Origin of the sequence: Chryseobacterium sp., assembly GCF_041914225.1 — a bacterium.
Classification (GTDB): domain Bacteria; phylum Bacteroidota; class Bacteroidia; order Flavobacteriales; family Weeksellaceae; genus Chryseobacterium.
In genome coordinates this window covers 24802-50588 of the sequence record NZ_JAYSDT010000003.1, presented here as the reverse complement: position 1 = coordinate 50588, position 25787 = coordinate 24802, and the positions used below count along the sequence as shown (strand labels likewise).

Genomic DNA, 25787 nt, shown 5'->3' with positions numbered 1-25787 from the left:
AATTCACTTAGTTTTGAATAAATATTATTTGATATGAGTACAAAACTAAACTGGGAAGGTATTTATCCTGCTGTATTAACGCCTTTTACAAAAGAAGGGAAGATTGATTTTGAAATGTTTACGATCAATACAGAGGCCCAGATTAAAGCTGGAGTTCATGGGATTATCCTTGCCGGAACATTGGGAGAAGCCAGTGCGTTGGAAACTGAAGAAAAATTTGAACTTCTTCAATATGCTAAAAAAATTACACAGGGCAGAATTCCCGTTATTCTCAATCTTTCTGAAAATACAACCAAAAATGCGGTTCATTTTGCCCAAAAAGCAAAAGAATTGGGAGCTGATGGCCTAATGTTACTTCCTCCAATGCGTTACAAAGCCGACAGCCGCGAGGTGGTTGAATATTTCAAAGCAGTAGCTTCCGCTACAGATCTTCCGATCCTTATTTATAATAATCCTGTAGATTACGGAATTTATGTCACCCTTGAAATGTTTGAAGAACTTATTGAGTACCCAACCATTCAGGCTGTCAAAGAATCTACAAGAGATCTAGCCAATGTAACCAGAATGATCAACCGTTTTGGAAAAAGGATCAAAATTCTTGGAGGCGTAGATACCATTTGTCTGGAAACCCTGATGCTTGGAGCTGATGGTCTTGTAGCAGGTCTTGTAGATGCTTTTCCTAATGAAACCATGACGATGTACAATTATGTTAAAACAGGCGAATACGACAAAGCTGTAGCCATCTACAGATGGTTTATGCCATTGCTTGAGCTTGACATTCACCCTAAACTTATCCAGTATATCAAACTGGCGGCAACTGCAGAAGGGATAAGTAATCCATATGTGAGAGCTCCACGTCTTGAACTTCACGGAGAAGAAGCTGAAAGAATTCAAAAAATTATTGAAGAAGGCAGAGCAAATCGTCCGGTATTATTAATTCCAGAAACACAGATATGATGGAAGAAACATCAACACAAAATATAGACAGAAAAATTCAGATGGCTGTTGAAGCCTTCCAGTTTCTGAAGAATACCACTATAAATGAACGGGCTGAATTTATGAATGCTGTTGCTGATCAGATTGAAGCTTTGGGAGAAGAGCTTTTGACAGTAACTCATGCCGAAACTTCATTGCCATTAGCCAGACTTACCGGTGAAAAGGCCAGAACAACAGGACAATGGAGAAGTTATGCAAAAGCTGTTGCTGACGGTATTTATACAGAAGCCAGAATTGATCTTGCCCAGCCTGATAAACAAAAAGGGGATATCAGAAAATATAATGTAGGCATTGGACCTGTAGTTGTTTTCGGAGCCAGCAATTTCCCGTTTGCTTTTTCTACAGCGGGAGGTGATACAGCGAGTGCCATTGGAGCAGGCTGTCCTGTCATTGTAAAAGCACATCCGGCTCATCCGCAGACTTCCCAGATAATGGCTGATGCTATAACTGCAACTATTAAAGCTTTCGGATGGCCTGAAGGAGTTTTTAGCCATATTACCGGAACATCTTATGAGACTGGTACTTATCTGACCCAGCATCCGGATATCCGGGCCGTTGCATTTACCGGATCTTTCACTGGCGGAAAAGCTTTGTTCGATATTGCCAGCCGCAGAAAAGATCCAATCCCGGTGTTTGCAGAAATGGGAAGTATTAATCCTGTATTTGCCTTTCAAAACCTGCTTGAAGCCAAAGCTGAAGCATTAGCAAAAGATTATGTCACTTCTTTAACGCTTGGAGCAGGACAATTTTGTACCAATCCGGGAGTATTTATTGCATTGAAAGGAAACCAGCTTGACCGTTTTATCAATGCATTAAAAGAGGAAATTCAGGAAATTACTCCCGCTAAAATGCTTCACGAAGGAATTTTTGAAAGTTTCGAAAAAAACAAGAGCATTGCAATAGAACAACCTGATGTTGAACTAATTGCATCAGTATATACGGAAGCAGAAAGTTCTTTATAGGAATATATGCACTGGGCGCTGTGCTGCGTTATAAAAAAGAAAATACATTTACAGATTACAGCATCATTGCGGCCAATCCCAATGCTCCGGTATTCAGCGTTATTGCACCAGCCTATAATGAAGGCATGACCATTGTGGAAAATGTACGTTCCCTGTTATCCCTTTACTATCATAATCTGGAAATTATTATTGTAAACGACGGAAGTAAGGATGATTCCATACAAAAACTGATCGAAGCTTATGAACTGGAATCTGTGGCTTATTTCATCCAGGGGAAAATCGAAACCAATGCTGTAAGAGGAGTTTATAAAAGTAAAAATCCTGCCTTTAAAAAGCTTATTGTTGTTGATAAGGAAAACGGCGGAAAAGCAGATGCTTTAAACGTGGGAGTCAATATCTCTTCAGGGGAATATCTGGTCTGCATTGATGTAGATTGTATTCTGGAGCAGGATTCGATTTTAAAACTGGCAAAACCGATGCTGGAGCAGACCGATAAAAAGTTCATCGCCTGTGGTGGAGTAATTCGCCTGGCCAACAACTGTGTCATTGAAAACGGAAAAGTAGTAAGCGTCAATATGCCGAAAACTTTGTTGGGAAGAACACAGGCTCTGGAATACATCCGGGCTTTTGTACTCGGTCGTATGGCGTGGTCTCGTGCATCCGGTCTGATTCTGATCTTCGGTGCTTTTGGCGTATTTGACAGAAAGATTGTGCTGGCATGCGGAGGTTATGATAAAAGTACAGTGGGAGAGGATATGGAGCTGGTGGTAAGAATGAGGAAATACATGGAAGAAAGGAATGAACCTTATGAAGTGCTTACCATTCCGGATCCTTTATGCTGGACAGAAGTTCCCGAGTCCAAAGATATTCTCAGAAAACAACGGAACAGATGGATGCGCGGAACAATGGAAACTCTGTGGAAACACAGGAGCCTGATGTTCAACCCGAAATACAGAAAATTGGGAATGATCAGCCTCCCATATTGGTTTTTCTTTGAATTTTTGGGGCCGCTTATCGAATTTTCAGGGTATATCATCTTTATCATTTTTTTATTGCTGGGAATTATCAACTGGCCGTTTTTTGTGGTTCTGTTCGCTCTTGTGATCTCAATGGGCTTCCTGTATTCCATCTATGCCATACTGGTGGATCTCGTAAGCCATCAGGTTTATACCAAAAGGAAAGATTTCCTCAGATTGATCTTCACCGCCTTTTCAGAACCTTTTTATTTTCATCCTATTGTGGTGAAAGCGGGAGTAAACGGGTTTATAGATTATTTCAAAAAATCGCATGGCTGGGGTGAAATGACCAGACAAGGCTTTAATCAAAGTACACAGAATTTACCTCTGAAAGAAAGAATATACGCTATTCTTCAGGTAGGGCTAAAAAAATGGGGAATGCTGGTGTTGATCTTCTTTGCCTTATTTTTGGCTGGCGTAGTTGCAGAATCGCTGTGGTACAAATACAGCTTTCCAAAATTTGAAACTCCGGCTATTATCGGCCATCTTTTCACAGAAAATATTTTATTTGCCCTTAGACTGACTTTCTGTATCGGATTTATTTATCTGATCATCAATTTTATCAAAGAAGGCTGGGCAAGGACTCTGGGAATAATAACCCTGCTTATTGTAGCTGTTACCCAATATATCTTATTCCTGTATTTTTCTGAAACACGTAACGTATTGGGAGCAGATGTTTTATATTACAGCAAAGAAGAAATATACGGAAGTCAGATAGGAATCAATCAGAATAATAATGCTTACTATGTTTTACCTTTAATTGATCCTGACAATGTGGATAAAAGAAGAACAGAAGTCGGCTTAGGTCCAATCTCTGACTACGTTAAAAATTGGAATTTAGTTTGGGACGTTGAAAAATACAAAAGTGAATTACCAGAATTAGAAAAATTAAATAAAAATAAATAGAAAACGACTGTTAACAGCAATTTGCAAAAATGGCGGATTAAGAATCTTTGTATTAAGTCTTAATCCGCCATTTTAATTTCTAAAAAGTTTGGTGATGAGATTAGAGGCTATTTAGGTTTAGAAAACAAGGAATAGAGTTGACTATTACCTGAAAATCTGATGCAATAATTAATAGCTTAAAACAATGCAATCTAGGATGTGCTTTGAATCTTTGAAACTAAAACAATATACAATTTAACATAATATAAATTATAGGACTTTCCATAATAACCCTGAAGTAGAGTATTAATCGTCTGAGAATCCCTTATTCTTTACTTTTTTCTTCCAGATATATTATAACGGTTTCTGAGAACTCTTCTTTGGTCATAAATCTGTCCAGAAAATCTTCCAGTTTTCCTTTGTTTTCAATTTCCTGGAAATATTCTTTTGAGGTGAATATCTAATTCCTGAAGAATATTTTCCATAATTTTTCATTTACACCTAAAATATAAAATCTTGCCACATGACAGTTTTTATGATAGCTAAACATAATACCTTTATCCTAACCAAAATATAAATAATATGAAACCTAAAATGATCTGGGCCAATTTGGCTGTAACCGACCTTGAACGCACACAGAAATTTTATACAGAACTGGGATTCAAGCCTAATAATCCGCACAGTTCCAATGAACTGGTCAGCTTTTTTTTCGGAGAAAATGAATTCGTCATCCACTTTTTCTTAAAAAACATCATCGAAAGAAATTTAAATACCATGAACTTTGGAGATCCGCAAAGCTCCAATGAAATCATATTTACCCTTTCTGCAGAAAGTAAAGAACAGGTAAACAGCTGGGCTAAAGAAGTAAAAAACGCAGGTGGAACCATCGTCTCAGAACCTGAAAGTTTTGGAGAAAATTATTATGGTTTTGTATTTGCGGATCCGGATGGACACAAATTCAATGTATTTTTTATGTAAAGTTTCAAAATATTTTTTCCTATATTTGGCATTCAACAGATCAAAATATGAACCGCTCGAACTGTCTGCCTCCTCCGGCACCTTAATATTTTCAATTTAATTTGAAGTGTACTCATGTCGTTAATTTATTAATGACCAGCTTTCTCATGCTTCACATTCTAACAGAAAATATTAATTCCAATTTTACAGTTCATTTTCTAATGAAAAAATCATATTTATTATTACATCTGGCAGTAATGTTGGCCGGATTTACAGGCGTATTCGGAAAATTGATCACACTTAATGAAGGTTTGCTTGTCTGGTACAGACTCCTCTTCTCCTCTATTATTTTGTTCTTTATTATCCAGATTCTGAAAATTCCGACTGCTATTTCTTCCCGTGGAAAAATTCAGATTTCAAAAGCCGGCTTACTGCTTACGTTACACTGGCTTCTTTTTTATGCGAGTATAAAATACGCCAATATATCCATTGGCGTGGTCTGCTATTGCCTGACCAGTTTTTTCACAGCTGTTTTTAAACCTGTCATGGATAAGGAGAATTTTAAGATTTCAGAGATACCAGGGTCATCAACTATTATCAAATGATTGCCGGTACTGTATGCTGGGGAGCGTTTTTGCCTGTATATCTCTTCTATTTCCATTCAGATAGCATTGTTCCTGACTTAAAAAACACTGTATATCTGGGCATTTTATCGCTTTTTTGTACAGTTGGCTTATATGTGATGTTTGCAGAGGTTTTAAAAAAAATTCCTGCTTTTACGGTTAATTTAACATACAATCTGGAACCTGTGTATGCTATTATTATGGCATTTTTATTTTTTGGAGAAAGCAAAGAAGTGAATCTTTCGTTTTATATAGGGCTAATATTTATTATTGCTTCTGTGGTTTTGCAGACAGTAATTTCTATTAAGAAGACGAAATAATAATCAAAACTTTGTTAAACAAAACCGGACACTCAAGTTATTTTAAGTGTCCGGTTTTATATCATAATTTTAGATTATTACCCATTCAATCCCAAACTGTTATACAGCTGCACCTGCCATATTCCCAGGACCTCTTTAAGCATGACAAAAGTAAATGCAGCATTATAGCTGTTAGGAATCAGCGTAATTTCAGTATTAATAAAATCTGATGCGTTCGGAACAGGATTTAATCCAAATGTCTGAAACAAAGCAACAGATCTTTTCATATGAAAACCAGAAGTCACCAGATCTACGCTGGAAGGAGCCATCTGCTTCAAAATCCTGCTGGAATATTTTGCATTTTCATACGTGTTCATGCTCTTATCTTCCTTAATAATGTCAGCCTCTGCCACTCCCATTTTTTTTAAATGCTCCCGAAATAATTCAGCTTCGCTGATGCGCCCTCTTCCCTTTCCTGAAATTACTATTTTACAGGATTTATTATCTGCCTTGTATGCATGATACAGCTGGTAAGCAGTTACCATTCTTGAATAAGACATTGTATGCAGCTTTTCTGTATGGTCTATGTCTACAACCCCTCCGCCTAATACAACAATAACAGGATGTTGAGAAGTAGTATTCCTGGCTTCAGAAGCTTTGAGGAAGCTTTTCTGCAGGTATCTTGAAATCAGTTTGCCCAGAAAACCATTTCCTATAAAGATGACCATCAAAACGGCACATATGCCTATTCCAATTCTCAGTTTTCTATGTTTACTATTTCTTTTCATCAGAGCAATGAGCACCATAACAAGTAACAGCAAGAAATAAGGTTCTGTAAAAAGCTGTAAAACACGAAATAAAAAGTCCAGTAAAAATTTCATCTATGATACATTGATTAGTTTTGAGGCACGTCAGATCCTCAAAGATAAGGCAATTTCCTGAGTACAGCTTTTCAGGTTATACCTCTGCTGAATCATATAATGCATTGGCAGCAACAGACCATTAAAATTTATTAGAATAATTTCATCAATTTACCTTTCCATTTATACAATTATTTTATACATTTGCAATCAAACAACACACTTTTTAGTGTGTTAATAAAAGAGAAAATTCCTACCCAATGAAAAAGCAGAAAAGTATTTCCATTTTTATGACCGTACTTCATATATTTTTGGACAGACATTTTTGTAAAGAAAAAACAAAAACTTCCAATTAAATATAAGAGAAGGATTTAATCTTGTGCGTTTCGGGCGCCCAATGGGGGCGAAAAAAATAGTACCGCTTCAACAGGGAAGCTTGGGTGCCCCCACATAGCGCCCCAAAAAAAAGCATCTCCCCTTTAAAAACTTTGCGTAAAAAGCAAATGAATTTTTAACCATTAAGAATATAGTAAGCAAGAATATTAAGAGAACGTATTCAAGATCTGCAAAAGTTATTCTTCCACCTTCATAAGACAAGCTTGTCTATTCTTAGCTCCCTAAAATAAAGCATCTCAACTTTAAAAGCTTTGCGTTGAAAAAATAATAACTATAAATCGTATTATTAAAAAATTTTAAACAGATTTAATTTCAAAATTCATATTATCTCAATACAATATGAATTAAAAAAAATTATATTTGTCTTAAACAATTTAACATAATAACGAAATATCAACAGTTCTTAAAACATTTGTAGCTTATCTTAAAAGACCTGCTCTTTATCCTGAACTGGGCAGAAAAATTATTAAAAATACATTCAACCGGAGAAGTCCGTTTAGAGGAAAATTAAAAACAAATGCCTGGGCCGCATCAATAGCCGTTTCTCAAAAAGAAGCCGTGTCCAGATTGTTTTCTATGGATACTGACAACTTCAGAAATCTATATACCGATGTTCTGGAAAAAGCCGATTCAAAAGAAAAAGAATGCCCTATTAAAATGGGTGGTCCCGGTGCATTAGAGCTTATATATTATGCATGTGAATTTACCAAAGCACAAAACGTTCTTGAAACAGGTGTAGCCTATGGATGGTCTTCTTTAGCAATACTGCTTTCGCTTCAAAAAAGAAACGGCACATTATACAGTTCAGATATGCCTTATCTTGCCCAGGATGGCGATCAGTATGTAGGATATGTTGTCCCGGAAAACCTTAAAAAATATTGGAAGCTGTTCCGTTTTGCAGACAGAGAATCTTTACCTAAAATTTTCAAAGAGGTTTCCTTTTTTGATGTCTTCCATTATGATTCTGACAAAAGCTACTACGGAAGAATGTGGGCTTATCATCAGATTTATAAAAGATTGAGGCCAGGTGCTGTCTTTATCAGTGATGATATTGGTGACAACTCCGCTTATCAGGATTTTTGTAATAAAATGAATATCTCCACTACTGTTGTGGAATACAGCGGAAAATACATCGGCGTTTTTATAAAACAATAGTCCATGGCTGATCAGGCATATATAAATTTTTAAACCATTAAGATAATAGTAAGCTGTTAACAGTAAAATGATAAGAAATATTTCTAGAAATTTCACAGATAAGGTATTAATGAGAGACAAAGTAGTCAATAAAAATTTTACAGAAGCATTATTTAGATAAGAAATGGAGAGCATTAAGTTCTCCATTTTTCTTTCAATAGACAGGCTTTTAATTATTTAATCAAAATTTTTCGAAAAAAATTTGCGTAGCTAAATAACTACACATATATTTGTAGTCAAATAACTACACAATGAATTTAAGAAGAGATGTATTTCAGGCAATAGCAGATCCTACGAGACGGTCTATATTGATGTTGGTGGCGGCACAATCGATGACGGCGGGAGCCATTGCTTCCAATTTTGATACTGCCCGACCTACTGTTTCCAAACATTTACAGATTCTTACGGAATGTGAACTTTTAACCCAAGAACAGAACGGCCGCGAAATGATATACCACCTTAATCCCAATAAAATGAAAGAAATAGCCGATTTTATAGAACCTTTCCGCAAAATGTGGGATGAGAAATTCAACAAGCTTGAAAGTGTGATGAAAGCGTATCAGAACAGAGAAACGTGATGCGAGGTGCGAGATACGTGTTTCGGATTATTGGGGTTTTGTGGTGCAAGTTTCGAGATGGGTTAGATATAATGAATTGCAATTTAAAATCTAAAATAACTCGAAATTTCTTACCACGAACCTCGTAAACCCCAAAACCCGGATCCGCAAAAAACAAACCCCGAAACTCGAAACGCGTAACACGTATCAAACTCTCCACTCTCAAACCCTCAAACCCTCAAACTTAAACACCAAACTCAAAATATGGAACTTAAAACAAAAATTCAGGCAGAAGACGGAAAACAGGAAATCTTCATTATCAGAGAATTTGATCTTCCTGTGGAACTGCTTTTCAAAGCATATACAGAAGCAGAACTTTTCGAGCAATGGATGGGAACGAAAGTAACCAAATTTGAAAACAACCAGCACGGAAGTTACCGTTTTGAAACCTTAAATCCTCAGGGAGATATGGTTTTCAGTGCCAATGGGACTATTCATGACATTGTTCAGAATGAGAAAATTATAAGAACTTTCCAGATGGAAAACACCCCTTTCCCCGCTCAGATCGAGTTTTTAGAATTTGAAAAATTAACAGATACCACCAGTAAAATTACGATCCAGACGATTTATAAATCTGTAGACTTCAGAGACCAGCACCTGAAAATGCCATTTGCACAAGGTGTCAATATGGCGCATAACCGTTTGCAGGAATTGTTTAGAGAGACGAAAAGATAATAGACGAAGAGATGAGAGACGATACGAGATACGGGGTTCGAGGTTTATATATTACCCGTGAATAACCCGAATCTCGCAGCCCGTAACCCAAAACTCTCCCACTCTCAAACCTCAAACATACCACACAATGAATCCAAAAGTGAATTTTTTCTTCGAAAAAGCCACACAGTGGAAAGAAGAATTTGAAAAGTTAAGAACAATCGCCCTAAGCACCGAACTGGTAGAAGATTTAAAATGGGGCTGCCCCTGCTATACCTATGAAGGGAAAAACATTTTCCTGATCCACGGGTTTAAGGAATATTGTGCGCTGCTCTTCTTTAAAGGCGCCTTGATGAAAGATCCGGACCATATCCTGATTCAGCAGACTGAAAATGTGCAGGCTGCAAGACAGATCCGTTTTACTGATGTGAAACAAATTAATGATCTGGAAGACATTCTTCGCCAATATATGTTTGAAGCTGTTGAAATTGAAGAATCAGGCGCTAAAGTGGAAATGAAGAAAACAAAAGAGTTTGAAATGGCTGAAGAGTTTCAGGAGAAGCTGGATCAAAATCCTGCATTGCAAGAAGCTTTCAAAGCATTAACGCCGGGAAGACAAAGAGCTTACCTGCTCCACTTCTCCTCTGCCAAACAGTCCAAAACCCGTGAAGCCCGCATTGAAAAATGCATTCCACAGATCATGGACGGAATAGGATTAAATGACTAACCATAAAAAACAGATCATGAACACACCACAACCCTCAACAAAAAGAACAAAAATCATCTATTGGATATTCACCCTCTGGATGGCTCTGGGAATGGTTTCAACGGCCATTGTCCAACTGATGAAAAACAAAGATGAACTGGCCAATTTCACCAATCTCGGCTATCCTTCTTATCTGATGACCATCATTGGGGTATGGAAAATACTGGGCGTTATTGCGATTTTAATTCCTAAACGCCTGCTCTTAAAAGAATGGGCTTATGCAGGATTTTTCTTCGTGATGTCCGGCGCTGTTATTTCCCATCTTATCATTGGTGATAAAGCCGGCAGAACTTTTCCGGCAGTATTATTATTGGTACTGGTCATTATTTCCTGGTATTTCAGACCTGCAGAAAGGAAAATTACTATCATTGAGTAATCATTTTCATATTAAAATTGTTTAAACTTTTATTTTTGAAACATTAAGATTGTATTAAGCTATTTAGAATATTAAGATGAGCTTCGCTCTAAGCTTAAAGTCAGAATAATTCATCTTAATACTTTTCTATTAATCCTTCTTAATGAAGGAAATTTTATCGAAGATAAAATCTTTGCGCCTTAAACAGTCCCTCATTAACAAAACTTGCGTCTTTGCGATTATCCAACAAATCTACCAATCATAAAACAAAATTTGACATGAAAAAGAAACTAACCCCGGAACAAATCAACGAGCTGTTAAAAACATTAAAAACGCGTTTCGAAAAAAATATGAACCGTCATAAAGACCTGAAATGGGATAAAATCCAACAAAAACTGGAAGCCAATCCCGAAAAAATCCGGTCTCTATACGAAATGGAAATTACTGAAGGTGAACCCGACGTTGTAGATTACGATAAGAAAACGGATGAATATTCTTTCGTAGACTGTTCCCCGGAAAGCCCAAAACGCCGGAGCCTGTGCTATGATTATCAGGCCTGGAATGCCAGAAAAGCCAATAAACCGGAAAGCAATGCCGTAGACACCGCTAAAGAAATGGGTATTGAGCTTTTGACAGAGGAACAATACCGCCATCTTCAGGAATTGGGAAAATTTGACCAAAAGACTTCAAGCTGGATCAAAACACCACCACAAATCCGCGAACTTGGAGGGGCTGTTTTCTGCGACAGACGGTACAATACCGTATTTATGTATCACAATGGCGCAGATTCTTATTATGCTGCGAGAGGATTCAGAGGAATATTAAAAGTATAAAACAGAGAATTGCCCCAACTTTTCATCAGAACAATCAGGAATCTCTCAACCAGGGAGATTCCACACTCCAAAAGATAATTTTTACTCCTAGAAAGTTTTCAGCGTATTCTGTAAATTCTTCTTTGGTAAAAGGTTTTTTGGTTTTCGGGTTTTTATACGTTAATGTAGGCTCCTGAACTGCCATAGCTACCAGAGAAAGTTTTCCTTTATATTGATTGAAAAAAGGATAAGAATTTTTCATCTGTGCTTTTTTATCTGGAACAATATCAGGTCCGCCCAATCCTATATTATTTTTGTAAGCAAAATCGAATAGTCTGGACATGTATTGATGGTCATTTTCCCATTCACAGGGAAAGAAATTAACATACTGCAAAACATGGGATTGACGGAAAGCACTTCTCGCAAATTTCAGATTTTCCAGTTCAGCCTGAAAATAACAATCACAGCTGAAACCTGTCTTATCTTTTTTCATTTCTATATCGATGGATCTTTCCGTCAAACTTCTTCGCCAGTTCTCCGATCAGTTTCTGAAACCTATCCCGGACAGCTGGATTCCATTGCTGGGTTACCCAACCACTTCCTACAGGTTTATTTTCCCCGGGATTGTCATATTGAGGTACCAATCCCCCGTTATATTCTTTATCCTTCAATATATAATCAGGAACATATCGAGCCTGTGGCTCAAAAAACCGGTCCTGAAGCTGGATAAATAGTTTTTTATTGAGGCTCGTCAGATAATTGAGATCTTTCTCAATAACAGAAAAATCATACACATCTTTTGAGGTTTCCAATGCTTTCCAGTTATAAACAATCTGGACTCCGCCAATATCTTTACGGGTAATCATCTTTTCAATTCCATGCAGATCTCCCGAAGAAGTGTAAATATAATTCTGAGGGGTCTGTCCTGTCACAAAATATAAGTTTAAAATAAACAGTCCCAGACCCAACACTTTAGTTATCTTTTTCATTAAATCAATTTAAAAAATTAAATCATTTTCCGTGCCTAAAAAATTCATCATGTTAAAGTTCATTGAAAATTATTCTTATTTATCAACAATATTCTTTAATATATAAATACTATTGTTATTTTTGAAAGGCAAAAATTTGATTTTAACAATTAAGGATATGAAAAAATTAATCTTATTGGGCGCTGTGTCAGCTTTTTTAATCAACTGTAATAAAAAAACTGAAGCACCGGCTCCCAAAGCAGTAGCAGATACGATTGCTGCAGAAGAACCTGTAGTAGATACGCTTGGTCCAAAATCATTCTGTTATATCGGGGTTACGGGAAAAGACAGTGTTTTTGCTTCTATTGACGATAATTTAGGAACGATCACCGGGAAGTTATCTTATAAAAACAGTGAAAAAGACAGTTCAAAAGGAGATGTTACCGGCTTTAAATCAGGAGATACCCTGAAGCTTACTTATGAGTTCGATTCTGAAGGCAAGAAAAGCAAAAGAGATATTTACTTCATTCAGAAAGATAATACTTTAACAGAAGGAATTGGCGATCATAAAGAAGAAGACGGGCAGACCAAATATGCTGACGAAAAGAAAATCAGCTATAAAGACGGGCAGAAACTAACTGCGGCAGACTGCAAAACAGTCAGCAAAGCTTTGAAATAATCCATTATAAAACAAAAAAGACTGTCTCAAAAGTCTAATAGTGGACTTTTATCATTCTGACGAAGGAAGAATCTCTGATAGATAACTATATGAGATTCTTCACTACATTGCATTTCGTTCAGAATGACATTTTTGGGACAGTCTTTTCATTTTATATTATTCTCTTTCAATAATTTCAATAAAACGGTTCACAGCTTCATCGCCTGTACTCCATGAAGTAATAAGACGAACCGCAGAAAAATTTTCATCTATTTTTTTCCAGACATAGAATTCAAAATTCTCAGACAAAAGCTCAATAAGGTTATGGTGTAAGATTGGAAAAATCTGATTGGTATAGGTATCCGCAAGAAAAGCAGCTCCCTTTTTCTGTAATGCTTTCTTGATTTTCATAGCCTGCTGATTGGCGTGCTGATCCAGATCAAAATACAGGCTATCTTTCATCAGTTCCAGGAACTGGATTCCCAAAAGTCTTCCTTTTGCCAGCAATGCGCCCTTTTGCTTGATATTAAAAGCAAAATCTTCCTGCAGAACGGGATTATTAATCACAATCGCTTCACCAATCAAAGCTCCGTTTTTAGTCCCTCCAAGATAAAAAACATCAGTAAAGGCTGCTACTTTTTCCAATGTAAGATCACTGATTTCAGATGTCAGGCCGTGACCCAATCTTGCTCCATCCATAAACAGGAATAAATTATTCTGCCTGCAGAAAGCAGAAAGTTCTTCCAGTTCTTTCGCAAGGTAAATTGTTACCAGCTCTGTAGAATTGGAAATATAAACCAGTTTAGGCATCACCTGATGCGGCACATTCCTATGATTTTCCAGCACAGGAATAATATCCGACGGTCTCAGCTTCCCATCTGCTGTTTCAATGCTCAGCACTTTGTGCCACGTGGCTTCAATAGCTCCGGTTTCATTATTCAGTATATGCCCGGAAGAAGCTGAAATCACGCACTGATAAGGTTTTAAAATTGAAGAAATAACAATTAAGTTAGCCTGCGTACCTCCGGAAACAAAATAAATAGCCGAATGCTGATTATTGATTTTCTCCCTGATTAAAGTTTTAGCCTTTAATGAATATTCATCTTCGCCATATCCGGCCTGCTGGTCAAGATTATGCTGTAAAAGGGCTTGTAAAATAGCGGGATGACATCCCTCAGAATAGTCGTTTTTGAATGAAAATTTCATAAAGTAAAATTAAATAGAAAATCCTTCCTATGAAACAACTGGCTATTAAAAAAACACACTATCTGCAAATATCACATTTACCTGATAACATCATCAGGCTGTCCTACCTGAAATCCCTTTTCAGGACTTGTATATATTCTGTATTTCTTTTTGCAGTTTTTTTCCAGCGGTTCAATAAAATAAGATAATCCGTTCTCCATATAAGCTCCTGTCAGTTTTCCTGAGGCAATGGTTAAGGTAATAAGCTTTTTACCATCCTCAGATTTCCCTTTAAAACTGTATACCTGCTCTTTCCTTAATGCTTCTGTTGTTCTGTCTGCTGTTATAAATTTTGTTTCCTTTCCGTTTATATCATATAAATTAAAAAAAATTTCTTTTCTCCCGCCTTCAGTGAGCTTATTTTCCTTTATAAATTTTTTAGGATTAAAGTTAAATGTAAAGCTTCGGGATTGGCCGGATGCATTGCAGAACAGTGTAAAAAGCAGAAATATTAAAATGTTTTTCATCTTCCTGATACTATATTATTGATCTTATACAAATACTATACAAAAAGAGAGCTATATTGCTATAGCCCCCTTTAAATATATAATGATCTGTTATTCTTTGATAACTTTTGACTGATGGATCAATGTTTTATTATTTAATAATTTTAACATATAAACACCGCTCTTGAATTTAGTAAAGCTGATGACTGAATTATCCATCGTATTTCTTTCCATTAACCTTCCTGAAATATCATAAATTTCATAATGTGTTATTTTCTCATCACTGTATACCTTAAGAAAGTCTTTTACCGGATTCGGAACCAGGCCAACAGCCTTTTTGGAAAACTCTTTGGTACTTAATGCAGATGTAATATTTAAAGTAATATTGTTTCTGCTTAACTGGTAACAAACCTTGGACTGATTAAGATCAGCAATAGACTTGTTTAGTAAGGCACTTTCTGCTCCGGTAAATGAAATCCCCTGTATAATATAGGTGCCTATCGGTAAAGTCGTAAAATTGGCTGTTGGACTTGTGGCAGCGATTGTATTGGTGGCCGTATTGATAGCTACATAGGTAAAGCTAACGCCGGCAGGCGCATTTACAGTATCATAAAACTGTCCCGGCCCGTTAATGCTAAGTACAACACTTGATCCTATAGGAGTATTGCTCAGGTTTCTTGCAGTCATAAAATACTCCACTCCTTTTTCAAGGTTTACAGTGAATGTTCTGTAGTAGGTAAAGCTGGTACCGGTTCCGGAATACACTGCATTGGAAGTCACGAAATTAGCCGTTCCTGTCTGATTTCCTTTGTATAGAGTGACAGCCACTCCATTTGGAGAAGGATAGTTTAATGTATAACTTCCGGTTTCTGTTGCCTTGAATTTCAAAGGAAGCATACTTGAGCTTGAATTAAGCAGGTAGGGAGCTGTCTGGGTCTGATTAAATATATACCAGCTGTTTGGGCTCATATTTGCAGCATCGAAAGTCAGTGTTTTAGCGGTATACGTATCATTAGACGGTGTCTGAGGTACCAGATTGAGATTTGATTCCGGACTACCCTGTATTGCTGTTATCACCTTCGGATTTTCCACCATAATGGTTTGGAAAGCATTACAGTTTGAACTGATAATAAAATTAGTATCAGAAACATCAAAAAATTCAGCATAATCATTGATCACTGCAACAACTTTGATTCTGGCTTTATTTGTATAGGGAACAAACGGTAAAGTTACAGCAGCGGTCCCATTATTAGGAACATTTGATGCAAGTACATATGGGAAAGTATCTCCGCCGTCAGTAGAAAGAAGAATATTTACAGTATTTTTCAGAACATTGGTCTGGTTGACATCCCATGTTACATTTATGCTTGTTTCAGCATTCACTGTTATACTTGAATTAGGATAGGTCACCGCTAAAGGTCCCTGATCGGTTACGGTTACCACCACCTGATCGGAATCTGCTCCGCCTGAGACCACACTGTTATCCCTTACAGTGAATCTCATTTTCATTGTTCTTGCTACCAAAGGAAGCGCTTCCGCTTCATTAACAGGAGGGTTATTCTGATTGTTCAGAACAAATTTCATTTTTGGAAAATAACGTTCTGTGGTAATTGTATTCTGTTCAGATCTGAATAGCGGAGCTGTAGTACTGTTTACGGCTGTATATCCGCCACTACCGTTAATAGTACTGCCAAAAGCACCTTTATCATTAGCAGTGGCAACGTCTACCTGATCCCAGGTATATGAAAGGTTTGTATCTTCAGCATCACTGCCTATCCCCTTCAGTTTAAAAGGCGTATTTTTTGGAATGCTGACAGCAGTATTCCCTGCATTGGCAGAAGGCGGTGTATTATTTACCACTACAGAAGTATAACAGGTAGAGGACACTGTAAGGGTATTCAAGATCTGATCAATACTTTTGGCATGAAAATAATTCAATCCGTTATTTCCTGTATTGGTTTGATCATTAGGAGTTGTACAGTTATTTTTATAAGCCATTATAGTAGATCCTGAGCCCGGTTCTGTAGCTGCCGCTGAATTCCATCCGGAAGTACAGAATGTAGGGCTTGAAGGTGTCCCTCCAACAGCATTATAGGTATGCCCTGCCCCAAACTGATGTCCCATTTCGTGAACGATCAGGTTGGCAGATAAAGATTTCGGCATAGAAAGTGTCCACTGGCTCCAGGCTCTTGCTTTAAGTGAGGCTGTACAGGGACGTGGCCCGGCTTGCCCTTGAGCACTTCCTCCGGCTCCCGGCATAATATTAAAGGTATGGCCGATATCGTAATCTGCATAAGGCAGCGTTCCGTTCGTGTTCATCAAGTCAAATCCTGATTGTGAATTTGCCGCCGAAGCAAAAGATGGGTCTATTGTAAAAGGATCTGTGGCTCCATCAGTAAAAATCAGGGTTTTATTGGTTGTTTTATCAATTAATGTAAAAGAAATAGATAATTCCGACTCATATATCTGGTTGATAAGGTTCATCATTGCAACCAGTTCCCCAAGAGCTGCATCCTGATTCCCTAAAGCAGTTGTAAATTCACCGGTTGTTGCCACTGCCATCCTGAAAGTTTTCAATGAGCTTCCATAAGGAAATCCTGTTACTGACTTCTGAACATTCAAACCTTTGGCTACAGCCTCCAGACTTTCTTTAAAATCATTTTCATCAGTTCCGCACGTAAATTTTTCACCAAACATTTCAAAAGAGTTGTAAATACGATATTCTCCCTTTTTAGTTTTATAAGGTTCAATAATATAATATCCTGTTCCGGATTTTATCATTGCAGATATTTCATTTCCAACAAGGGTAAGCTTTATCTTATCCTGTCTGTCCTTTGAATATCCGTCAAAAGTGACAATATTATCAAGTTTTCTGTTTAAAAGATTATTCTCAGATAGAATAAACTCCTTTTTCTTACCATCAATAAGTGGTAAAACAATAGATTGACCGCTAATCTTTTCAGAGTTTTTTCTGTTAATATTTACATTTCTTTTAAAATTATCAATATCGAGTTTAAAGGTGGCCCCCGGAAGATCATCACTGCTTAAACCATTGGGGCTCAATATCTGTGCATTTATAAAAAAAGATGCACAGATTGAAAGAAAAGTAATTTTTAATTTCATTGCTATAATTTTTGTGAGTTAAGTTAGGTAATTATCCAATAAATCACATAAAAATGAAAAAAAACATACATATATCATACATTCATTAAAAACAAATATACATAATCACAATTATCAAAATAATATTCACAAAAAACACAAAAAGTAAAAATATCAAAACCTTCAATTGTATGTATAAAAATCTCATTTATAACTACTTTTAAATGTTATTCTTATTAAATTGTCACAAATAATATATTTTTCTTAAAAATGTATTGATCAGTTCCAATAAACTTTTGGTTTATAAGCACAATGGATTTAATATTATTTTGTTAGATTTGTAATGAAAATCATCTAACATTTTGAGAACAACCCTAACAGAAGAGAATTACCTGAAAGCTTTGTTTCATTTAGTTGACAATGAAGGAAAGGTTACAATTAATGAGCTCAGTAAATTTTTGAATGTAAAAATGCCGAGTGTCAATAACATGATGAAGAAATTTGCCGAGAAAAAATGGGTGATTTATGAAACATACAAACCCTTAATCGTTACAGAAAAAGGAAGACGGGAAGCTGCCCTTGTAGTCCGTAAGCACAGGCTTACTGAAATGTTCCTGGTTAAAAAAATGAATTTCGGATGGGAAAATGTTCATGAGATTGCGGAACAGCTTGAGCACGTGCATTCCCAGATTTTCTTCGACAAAATGGATGAAATTCTGGATCATCCTAAATTCGATCCCCATGGGGAGCCTATTCCTGATAAAGACGGAAATATTATTGCCCAGGATCTGCAGAAATTAAGCAACTGTGAACCGGGAGAAAATGTAACTTTTGCATCTGTTACACTTTCCGATGACGCTTTCCTGACCTACCTGAATGACAGGAAACTTCTTCTCAACAGTAAGGTAAAAATTATTAAAATCGAAAGTTTTGACATGTCAATGACAATAGAAATTGATGGCAAGACTGAGATTTTGAGTAAAAAAGCTACTGAAAAAATACTCGTTAAAAAATAACGTTTTTAAAATTCAAAAAATAAACCTAACAGGTTTTAAAAACCTGTTAGGTTTAATATTTTTACCAATCTGCATTTACTTGTAAAAACATTATATTTATTCTTCAAACTGTTAAAAAACGGTTAAACTCCATCTCTTTAAGTCCCAAAGATTTATTTTTAGTTAGGTTTGTAAACAACAGACTTTGTCTTTTCTGACAATCAAACATTAATTATTACTCAAAAAAATTATGAAAAAAAGCATTCCGTTGTTTATTATTTCGATGTTGCTAAGTCCATTGGCAAATGCTCAGAACACTCAGGTACGGGATTTTGTGATTGAACCGCAGATTAAACCCAACTTTTATATTTACAAGACTTTTGGAGTATTCGGTGGAAAAGAATATTCTACCAATGCCGTTTATCTGGTAACCAAAAAAGGAGTTATTTTATTCGATGTTCCATGGCAGAAAACCCAATACCAAAGCCTGATGGATACTATTCAGAAACGCCATAACCTTCCTGTGATTGCGGTATTTGCTACCCATTCGCATGAAGACAGAGCCGGGGATTTAAGCTTTTATAATAATAAAGGAATCAAAACCTACGCTACAGCAAAAACCAATGAACTGTTAAAGAAAGAAGGCAAAGCAACTTCTACCGAACTTATCAAAACAGGAAAACCTTACCGTATTGGCGGAGAAGAATTTGTTGTAGACTTTCTTGGTGAAGGACATACAGCCGACAACGTAGTGGTTTGGTTTCCAAAATATAAAATACTGGATGGAGGCTGTCTTGTAAAAAGCAAAGCAGCAGCTGATCTCGGCTACACCGGAGAAGCCAATGTTGCAGAATGGCCGAAAACCATGACAAAACTGAAAAACAAATATTCACAGGCAACCCTGATTATTCCGGGACATGATGAATGGAAAGGCGGCGGCCATGTAGAGCACACGCTTGATCTTTTAAATAAAAAATAAATATTGCGGGCCCCGGCATTCGCCGGGGCCCGCCATATTTAATACAGTATGATTGTGAGTGGTACTCGTTTATATGTGTGTTACAATTTCAATTTGCTCCATCGTATTGAAATAATGAGGTGATAAACGGATAGCATGGTCCACATTTTTAGAAGTAAAATCGATTAATGCATCTCCTCTCCGGTTTTCCTTAAAAAATACATTGTTATCACTCAGAATTTTATGGATTTTTTCCACCTTTCCGTCCGGCTGGCAGAAGGCAATAATACTGCTTAATCTATTCCCTTTATCCAGAACTCTGAAACCACTACTCTGAAGATGATTCCTTAAAGTCCCTGACAATGTATGATTATAACGCTCAATCTTATCCATACCAATCGTATTCGCATAACGCAAAGCTTCTGCAAATCCCAGCAACGCCGAATATGGCCTTTCAAAAAGCTCAAATCTTCTGGCCGTATCATTAAGCTGAAAATCATCAAAGGAAGACCATCTGGCTCCAATGCTATCTAAAAATAAAGGATACATATTTCTCTCCAAAGCTTTATCCGAAACATACAAAAAGCCTGTTCCTCTCGGTCCGCGCATAAATTTCCTTCCGGTTGCTGTCAGAAAATCACAATGGATTTTTTCAACATCTACCACGATCTGTCCCACAGACTGGCAGGCGTCTACAAGATAAAGAATATCATATTGCTTACATAACTTCCCTACTCCTTCAATATTCTGGATTAATCCGGAATTGGTGGGAATATGAGTAACTGCAATTAATTTAGGATTATGCTTTCTGATTAAGTTTTCAAAATCCTCCAGATCAAGCTCATGGTCAGGAAGATTGGCGGCCCTGATGATTTCGATATGGTATCTTTTCTGCAGAGAAATAAAAGCAATCTGGTTGGATATATAATCATCATTGGTTGTAATGATGCAATCGCCTTCTTTAAAATCAATACTGGACAAAGCTTTGGCATAGCCATCGGTAGAACTGCTTACAAATGCAATATTGGAAGGTTTTGTATTGATCAGCTTTGCAGCCTCTTCATAAAACCTGCTGACCTTATCTGAGTTCCGTGTCAAAGCGGCATATCCTCCAAACTCCTGCTCCTCATATAAAAACTTAACGGTAGTATCTGTAACGGTCTTAGGCATTAACGACGCCCCTGCACTGTTTAAAAATATTTTATCCGAACATCCCGGAGTCTCCTGTCTGATAATCTCTAAATTCATTTCTATCAATCCTTACAACAAATTTACTTTTAATTTTTTCCATACAGGACATAAAAAATCCCGGATTTTCACCCGGGACTCTATTTTTGATAAGTGATTTAATCTAAAACACTCCAGCCTCTCTTAGGATTGGTGTTGGTAGAAACTTCCTGTTCATTAACAATGATATTTTCTTTTCTCTGACCGATGTAATCAAGCTCGCTCAGCTTAGAGAAAATGGTTTCAAGGCTTCTCAGCATCTGTTGAATGTAAAGTAACGGTTCCCCACAATTGTGATGATCGTAATTAGTCTCTGCAACAATAGAAAGCTGGTTCAGTAAAGTATGAGGGGCAATTTCGCTCCACTCTAAACTGTAGTTCAGCATTTCTTCCAGTTCTGCAGGAACAAGAAGCTGGGTTGAGTTGTATAAATGAAGTGCCAGTCTTGCAAAAGACTCAATTAAAAATACGGGCGGCTGCCAAGGGGTAATATTTCTGAACTGGAAATACATATCTCCAAATGTATTGATCATTGTCGTACACAGGAACTTGACATTTTGTGCCAAAGCTGTATTCTGATTCTTGTGGGACGCTTTCTGAATGATTTTAAAGGCATACTGCTGAAGGTTTCCGATAGACTTTGCATAGCTGCTGTAGTAATCTACCAAAGCCGGATGACTCTGTACAGAAGTACATGGCGGAATAAAGTTGGAATCCACCTGGGCAATATTACCTTTCAGATCCACCTTTCCGATAATAAGGTAATTTCCTCCTGAATAACTGCTGTTCAAAGATGTTACAGGAAGCAGCTCAATATGATGGTTCGGCTGTGCACTTGGATGGCGCGGCGGAATTTCTTCAGGGTCAATATCCCCGAAAGGTACTTTATCAAAAGGATTTACAGAGATCAGAATATAATATTCACCATCTGCCTGCTCTTCATTCATTGATTTTGCCAGAGACTTCACACTGATTCTCCTGTCTGTCAGCTCAATACGGTAACCGGCCATGGTAACCGCACTGCAACGTTTAATAACAAGCTGTACATCATTGGTTGCCGTATTATGGACATCAAAAATGGTACGGTCAGTAAATTCGTTGGAAATAGGCAGAAGTCCGTAATTATATGTAGTAATTCCAAGGGAATTGGAATCTCTGATGGTATCAATTAAGAAATTATCCTGATCATTAAGGTGTCTCTGGGAAACTTTCATCCCGTCCACCCAATTGATCGCAAAATGTTTAATAGGCTGTATCATGTTTAATACTTTTTAATTTTTTTGTGTTTATGATTTTCTTGCAATTCCTTCCTCTTCATGCTGAATAACCCGCTTACAAATCACCACTTCATTTTCTGAAATGTTGTTTGTTGTAATATCATGGTCGAAATCTATATACTTTCTAAAGCTGAAAAACGATTTTTTGGTATAAAAGATCCAGTAATACGGCTCATTTCCTTCGTCTGAAAGATGGATGACAGATCCCGGATTTTTATGGTTGTAATCATCTACCACCCTGTAGAACCAGTCTCCGAAAGTCACTCCTGTCGGAAGTGTTTTGGCTTTAATTCTGAAACGGTTGGTATCTTCTAATTTTTTGCTCAGCTCCACATTCAATACCATTAATCTGTCAAAATCTGCTCCTTCAAAATCAGGCAGTTTCTGCTCCGGAGAATATCTCCATGTCTTGTAAATATCAAATGGAATGCTGATAAACTGGATATAACAGTAGTAAAATACCATCGGAACCACAAAAATCAGCATACTTGTTGCTGCCATTACTCCATTTCCCAATCCGTTACTCATCCACTTAAAGAGCAGGGTAAAAAGGTACCCTCCCAAAGCAATACATGTCAGAGACAGTATGGACTCAAACAGAATGCTCATTGCAAGGGAATCAATATGTTTTTTGAAATATTTATGTAAAAGGTTTACGTGAATAATTCCCAAAATAAGGTAGATAACCTGTGCAATAAGATACCAGTACGGATTAAAAAGGTTTCCGGCAAATCCGAAAAAACCTGGAACCGCCAGGCATAAGCTGCACAGCAATACGTATACAATAATTACTTTAATTTTTATCGCAGGTTTATTTCTTCTGATTACACCGAGTATAACCATCATAATAATAGCGATTAAAGGCATTAAGATATACCTTAAAAAAATACCTTTTACTGAAGAAATTTCCATTTTTTTCTTTTCGAATTTATACTTTGTTGGTAGTTGTAAATATAGTAAAATAATTTAGAGGAATGTAGAGTATCCAAGGCGGCTGGCATTTCTTTCATCGTCTTCAAGACTGAAGGAATATTCTTCCTTTTCTGTGACAAAATTCTCTTCCACATCTACGGTTACCGGAAGAAAATAATCATACAGAGCCTGAAGTACATTTCTGAACGGACTTCCCGGGATATACCTCTTCATATCCCCGTAAGGAATAGGACCAATGTTCACCACCCAGTTGCGCTGCCCGTCCATATGAGGTCCGCTGGGAATATAGGTAACCCCCAATCTTGAATTTCCCAGTAACATGGAGTCGTCATTCTTCTCAATTTCATCGATAATATTGGGAGAAAAGGTTACTTTTACCGGTACCTGCAGAAAAGCAGTCATGCATCTTTCAAACCATCTTTTGTCTCCTCTGATCTGGTGGAAGAAAGGTAAAATATACATAAAGATATATGCACTCTGTTTATCCAGCATCTTTATCAGAGGCCAAAGTTCACTTACGGTTTCCAGTAAAGAATCTGTATTGCTTGTAATATCAAACTCAGATTCCTTTAGCAGGGCACTGATTTCCGTAAAGAAAACCTCCAGTTCAAAAGGACGGAAAAACTTACGGGCATCATCTTCTACTCTTTTCTGCCTGCGGATTTCCCTTACCACAGAATCTACATTTTTTCTGGAAGCTCCAAGAGACGGCGGATGGAACAACCCTTCCGGAAGATAGTCATAAATACCCTCCCTGTAAGTCTCTATGGTAAATACTTCTTCATCAAATCCTAAATAACTGCTTGAAATGCTTTTAATATCCTTCAGGTACGCACGGTCATTTACGCCGACACACTCTATGAATATATTGCTTACCGCACGGTGGTATTTCAAGAGATTAACCGCCACAGCTTCAGCCTTAAAGTCTGTCTGCAGCTTATTGTAATGCATATCTACAATATTATTCTCATACATAGTGTTTCCTCTGATTATGACTTGTAAAGATAATATATCTCATAAGTTTGAAAAAATATTTTGGCAATAATTTTATTTTAAAAATACTAATTTATTGACATTAAAAGGAATAATTTCCGGCAAATTCCGTAAAAATACGGTAATTAAAGGGTTTATTTGCTTTTTAAAATTTAAAATTATCCTTTCAGGATCAGACATTTAGCGGTTAATACTTAAAATTTAAAGTTGGGATGAACTTTTATTTTAATCTCTAAAAAACTTTACAACGTATTTCCAATAGCCCTGTCATTCTGTATTTTTTCTGGAATTTAAAGCTGTTAAACTTACTATAATGCTCTCTTTCATTTACATTAAATTTTATTAACATCATCTTTATGGAATAAATTCCGGATAATGCATGCTCATTCCGAAAGCGGGCCGTATCTTTGCAGACTGAAAATTGTTATTTAAAATGAAAAGTATTTATTCTAAAATTCTGCTTTTAGCATTCATGGCCTCTTCACTTTATTCTTATGCGTGGGGATTAACGGGACACAGAGTGATTGCAGACATTGCACAAAACCACCTTTCCCGTAAAGCAAGAAGAGAGATTAAAAAGATCATGGGAAAAGAGCGTCTGGCTTACTGGGCAAACTGGCCGGATTTTATCAAATCTGATACGACAGGCGCATGGAAGCAGGCTTCATCATGGCATTATGTAAACATTGATCCGATGACTGATTTTAAGGCTTTCGAACAAAACTTAAAAGCACAGGCAGGACCAAGCCTTTATACTCAGGTAAACACCCTGTCCAGCCAGATCAAAGATAAAAACACTTCTGAAAAAGACAAAAAAATTGCTTTGATCTTTCTTATTCACATTATGGGAGATCTTGCACAGCCGCTACACGTGGGAAGAGCTGAAGATTTGGGAGGAAACAAAATCAATGTTACCTATTTCGGGGAAAAAACGAATTTACACTCTGTTTGGGATGGAAAACTTGTAGATTCTCAAAAATACAGCTACACTGAATATTCTAAGCTTTTAGATATCAAATCCAAAGAAGAAGTAGCACAGATTCAGGCCGGAACCCTGGAAGACTGGCTATATGATTCTCATAAAATTGCCAATAAGATCTACGCACAGACTCCTAACGATTCTAAATTATCCTACGACTACCAGTACAAGTTTAATGAAACGATGGAAAGACAGTTACTGTACGGAGGATTGAGACTGGCGAAAGTGCTGAACGAGCTTTTCTAGTTGCGGGTTACGAGTTACGAGTTTGCGGGTACTCAATATAACCTGAAATACTACTTTTAGATATAAAACGGGACTTCGGTTTCGTTTTTTTTTGTTTAAAGTTTAGAGTTCAAGGTTTAAAGCTTAAAGTTTAAGGTTTAAGGTTTAAGGTTTAAGGTTTAAGGTTTAAGGTTTAAGGTTTAGGGAAGTTATAAAATTTGTATATTTAAAATCAAAAATAAAAAAAATATAACAAATTAATTATCAGGCATTTAACCTGTTATTAAAAATCATTAATACTTTTTATAGTATACATTGTACAAAAAAACTGAATTCTGTGTAACCTTTTTACCTTTTCATACGTATATATTATAGTAACTCTTTTTTGA

The 25787-nt window shown here is 36.7% G+C and carries 26 protein-coding genes; 16 read left to right on the top strand and 10 right to left on the bottom strand.

Annotated features, from left to right (window positions below):
• The first annotated feature begins 33 nt into the window (after positions 1 to 33).
• The 6 genes from ACE3RB_RS02170 to ACE3RB_RS02145 all read left to right on the top strand — a co-directional run bounded on the left by ACE3RB_RS02170 (position 34) and on the right by ACE3RB_RS02145 (position 5759).
• Positions 34 to 957 (top strand): dihydrodipicolinate synthase family protein, encoded by a 924-nt coding sequence (locus ACE3RB_RS02170; RefSeq protein ID WP_374462681.1) that lies wholly within the window; start codon positions 34 to 36, stop codon positions 955 to 957.
• On the top strand, positions 954 to 1958 hold the full coding sequence (locus ACE3RB_RS02165; RefSeq protein WP_374462680.1) for an aldehyde dehydrogenase family protein: 1005 nt from the start codon (positions 954 to 956) through the stop codon (positions 1956 to 1958). The genes ACE3RB_RS02170 and ACE3RB_RS02165 overlap by 4 nt, the downstream gene beginning before the upstream one ends.
• Before the next feature lie 20 nt (positions 1959 to 1978).
• The gene (locus ACE3RB_RS02160; RefSeq protein ID WP_374462679.1) at positions 1979 to 3880 is read left to right on the top strand and encodes a glycosyltransferase; all 1902 of its coding nucleotides are present in this window, start codon (positions 1979 to 1981) and stop codon (positions 3878 to 3880) included.
• A gap of 561 nt (positions 3881 to 4441) precedes the next feature.
• On the top strand, positions 4442 to 4837 hold the full coding sequence (locus ACE3RB_RS02155; protein ID WP_374462678.1) for a VOC family protein: 396 nt from the start codon (positions 4442 to 4444) through the stop codon (positions 4835 to 4837).
• 200 nt (positions 4838 to 5037) lie between these two features.
• The gene (locus tag ACE3RB_RS02150) at positions 5038 to 5421 is read left to right on the top strand and encodes an EamA family transporter (RefSeq protein WP_374462677.1); all 384 of its coding nucleotides are present in this window, start codon (positions 5038 to 5040) and stop codon (positions 5419 to 5421) included.
• Complete coding sequence (locus ACE3RB_RS02145; RefSeq protein WP_374462676.1) at positions 5418 to 5759, top strand: EamA family transporter; 342 nt, start codon at positions 5418 to 5420, stop codon at positions 5757 to 5759. The genes ACE3RB_RS02150 and ACE3RB_RS02145 overlap by 4 nt, the downstream gene beginning before the upstream one ends.
• A gap of 77 nt (positions 5760 to 5836) precedes the next feature.
• Here the strand turns inward: ACE3RB_RS02145 and ACE3RB_RS02140 are convergent, their stop codons facing one another.
• On the bottom strand, positions 5837 to 6619 hold the full coding sequence (locus ACE3RB_RS02140) for a YdcF family protein (protein WP_374462675.1): 783 nt from the start codon (positions 6617 to 6619) through the stop codon (positions 5837 to 5839).
• A 951-nt stretch (positions 6620 to 7570) separates the two neighbouring features.
• Here ACE3RB_RS02140 and ACE3RB_RS02135 point away from each other — a divergent pair.
• The 6 genes from ACE3RB_RS02135 (at position 7571) to ACE3RB_RS02110 (ending at position 11413) form a co-directional block, all read left to right on the top strand.
• Positions 7571 to 8149, top strand: coding sequence for an O-methyltransferase (locus ACE3RB_RS02135; protein WP_374462674.1), 579 nt, complete (start codon positions 7571 to 7573; stop codon positions 8147 to 8149).
• Between the two features lie 290 nt (positions 8150 to 8439).
• Positions 8440 to 8766 (top strand): ArsR/SmtB family transcription factor, encoded by a 327-nt coding sequence (locus ACE3RB_RS02130; protein WP_374462673.1) that lies wholly within the window; start codon positions 8440 to 8442, stop codon positions 8764 to 8766.
• 243 nt (positions 8767 to 9009) lie between these two features.
• Entirely contained in the window at positions 9010 to 9480 is a 471-nt protein-coding gene (locus tag ACE3RB_RS02125; RefSeq protein WP_374462672.1) for an SRPBCC domain-containing protein, read from the top strand.
• A 127-nt stretch (positions 9481 to 9607) separates the two neighbouring features.
• Positions 9608 to 10186, top strand: coding sequence for a YdeI family protein (locus ACE3RB_RS02120; protein WP_374462671.1), 579 nt, complete (start codon positions 9608 to 9610; stop codon positions 10184 to 10186).
• Positions 10187 to 10202: 16 nt separating this feature from the next.
• Positions 10203 to 10601 carry a DoxX family protein gene (locus ACE3RB_RS02115; RefSeq protein WP_374462670.1) on the top strand — a complete coding sequence of 133 codons (399 nt, stop codon included), beginning with the start codon at positions 10203 to 10205 and terminating at the stop codon, positions 10599 to 10601.
• A gap of 257 nt (positions 10602 to 10858) precedes the next feature.
• Entirely contained in the window at positions 10859 to 11413 is a 555-nt protein-coding gene (locus tag ACE3RB_RS02110) for a DUF4256 domain-containing protein (RefSeq protein WP_374462669.1), read from the top strand.
• A 34-nt stretch (positions 11414 to 11447) separates the two neighbouring features.
• On the opposite strand, the gene ACE3RB_RS02105 is transcribed toward ACE3RB_RS02110, so the two are convergent.
• Together ACE3RB_RS02105 and ACE3RB_RS02100 are read right to left on the bottom strand one after the other, a co-directional pair.
• Entirely contained in the window at positions 11448 to 11885 is a 438-nt protein-coding gene (locus ACE3RB_RS02105; protein ID WP_374462668.1) for a hypothetical protein, read from the bottom strand.
• Positions 11872 to 12381 carry a hypothetical protein gene (locus ACE3RB_RS02100; RefSeq protein WP_374462666.1) on the bottom strand — a complete coding sequence of 170 codons (510 nt, stop codon included), beginning with the start codon at positions 12379 to 12381 and terminating at the stop codon, positions 11872 to 11874. Before ACE3RB_RS02100 ends, ACE3RB_RS02105 begins: the two co-directional genes overlap by 14 nt.
• A gap of 157 nt (positions 12382 to 12538) precedes the next feature.
• Here ACE3RB_RS02100 and ACE3RB_RS02095 point away from each other — a divergent pair, with 157 nt between their 5' ends.
• The gene (locus ACE3RB_RS02095) at positions 12539 to 13039 is read left to right on the top strand and encodes a hypothetical protein (RefSeq protein WP_374462665.1); all 501 of its coding nucleotides are present in this window, start codon (positions 12539 to 12541) and stop codon (positions 13037 to 13039) included.
• A 156-nt stretch (positions 13040 to 13195) separates the two neighbouring features.
• On the opposite strand, the gene ACE3RB_RS02090 is transcribed toward ACE3RB_RS02095, so the two are convergent.
• From ACE3RB_RS02090 to ACE3RB_RS02080, 3 genes are all read right to left on the bottom strand, one after another.
• Positions 13196 to 14224, bottom strand: coding sequence for a low specificity L-threonine aldolase (locus ACE3RB_RS02090; RefSeq protein ID WP_374462664.1), 1029 nt, complete (start codon positions 14222 to 14224; stop codon positions 13196 to 13198).
• Between the two features lie 77 nt (positions 14225 to 14301).
• A complete protein-coding gene (locus ACE3RB_RS02085) occupies positions 14302 to 14730 on the bottom strand; it encodes a hypothetical protein (protein WP_374462663.1) in 429 nt (142 codons plus the stop codon).
• 90 nt (positions 14731 to 14820) lie between these two features.
• Entirely contained in the window at positions 14821 to 17832 is a 3012-nt protein-coding gene (locus ACE3RB_RS02080; protein ID WP_374462662.1) for a reprolysin-like metallopeptidase, read from the bottom strand.
• Between the two features lie 341 nt (positions 17833 to 18173).
• On the opposite strand from ACE3RB_RS02080, the gene ACE3RB_RS02075 reads away from it, so the two are divergent.
• Together ACE3RB_RS02075 and blaIND are read left to right on the top strand one after the other, a co-directional pair.
• Positions 18174 to 18827, top strand: a complete 654-nt coding sequence (locus ACE3RB_RS02075; RefSeq protein ID WP_374462661.1) for a metal-dependent transcriptional regulator — start codon at positions 18174 to 18176, stop codon at positions 18825 to 18827.
• A gap of 229 nt (positions 18828 to 19056) precedes the next feature.
• The gene (blaIND, locus tag ACE3RB_RS02070) at positions 19057 to 19785 is read left to right on the top strand and encodes an IND family subclass B1 metallo-beta-lactamase (protein ID WP_374462660.1); all 729 of its coding nucleotides are present in this window, start codon (positions 19057 to 19059) and stop codon (positions 19783 to 19785) included.
• A gap of 69 nt (positions 19786 to 19854) precedes the next feature.
• Here blaIND and ACE3RB_RS02065 read toward each other — a convergent pair whose 3' ends face one another.
• The 4 genes from ACE3RB_RS02065 to ACE3RB_RS02050 all read right to left on the bottom strand — a co-directional run bounded on the left by ACE3RB_RS02065 (position 19855) and on the right by ACE3RB_RS02050 (position 24176).
• Positions 19855 to 21012, bottom strand: a complete 1158-nt coding sequence (locus ACE3RB_RS02065) for an aminotransferase class V-fold PLP-dependent enzyme (RefSeq protein ID WP_374462659.1) — start codon at positions 21010 to 21012, stop codon at positions 19855 to 19857.
• A 98-nt stretch (positions 21013 to 21110) separates the two neighbouring features.
• Positions 21111 to 22250 carry a hypothetical protein gene (locus tag ACE3RB_RS02060; RefSeq protein WP_002979280.1) on the bottom strand — a complete coding sequence of 380 codons (1140 nt, stop codon included), beginning with the start codon at positions 22248 to 22250 and terminating at the stop codon, positions 21111 to 21113.
• Positions 22251 to 22277: 27 nt separating this feature from the next.
• On the bottom strand, positions 22278 to 23180 hold the full coding sequence (locus ACE3RB_RS02055; protein ID WP_374462658.1) for a TssN family type VI secretion system protein: 903 nt from the start codon (positions 23178 to 23180) through the stop codon (positions 22278 to 22280).
• Positions 23181 to 23234: 54 nt separating this feature from the next.
• On the bottom strand, positions 23235 to 24176 hold the full coding sequence (locus ACE3RB_RS02050; RefSeq protein ID WP_374462657.1) for a type VI secretion system baseplate subunit TssG: 942 nt from the start codon (positions 24174 to 24176) through the stop codon (positions 23235 to 23237).
• A 451-nt stretch (positions 24177 to 24627) separates the two neighbouring features.
• Here ACE3RB_RS02050 and ACE3RB_RS02045 point away from each other — a divergent pair, with 451 nt between their 5' ends.
• The gene (locus tag ACE3RB_RS02045) at positions 24628 to 25419 is read left to right on the top strand and encodes a S1/P1 nuclease (RefSeq protein ID WP_374462656.1); all 792 of its coding nucleotides are present in this window, start codon (positions 24628 to 24630) and stop codon (positions 25417 to 25419) included.
• Positions 25420 to 25787 lie beyond the last annotated feature (368 nt).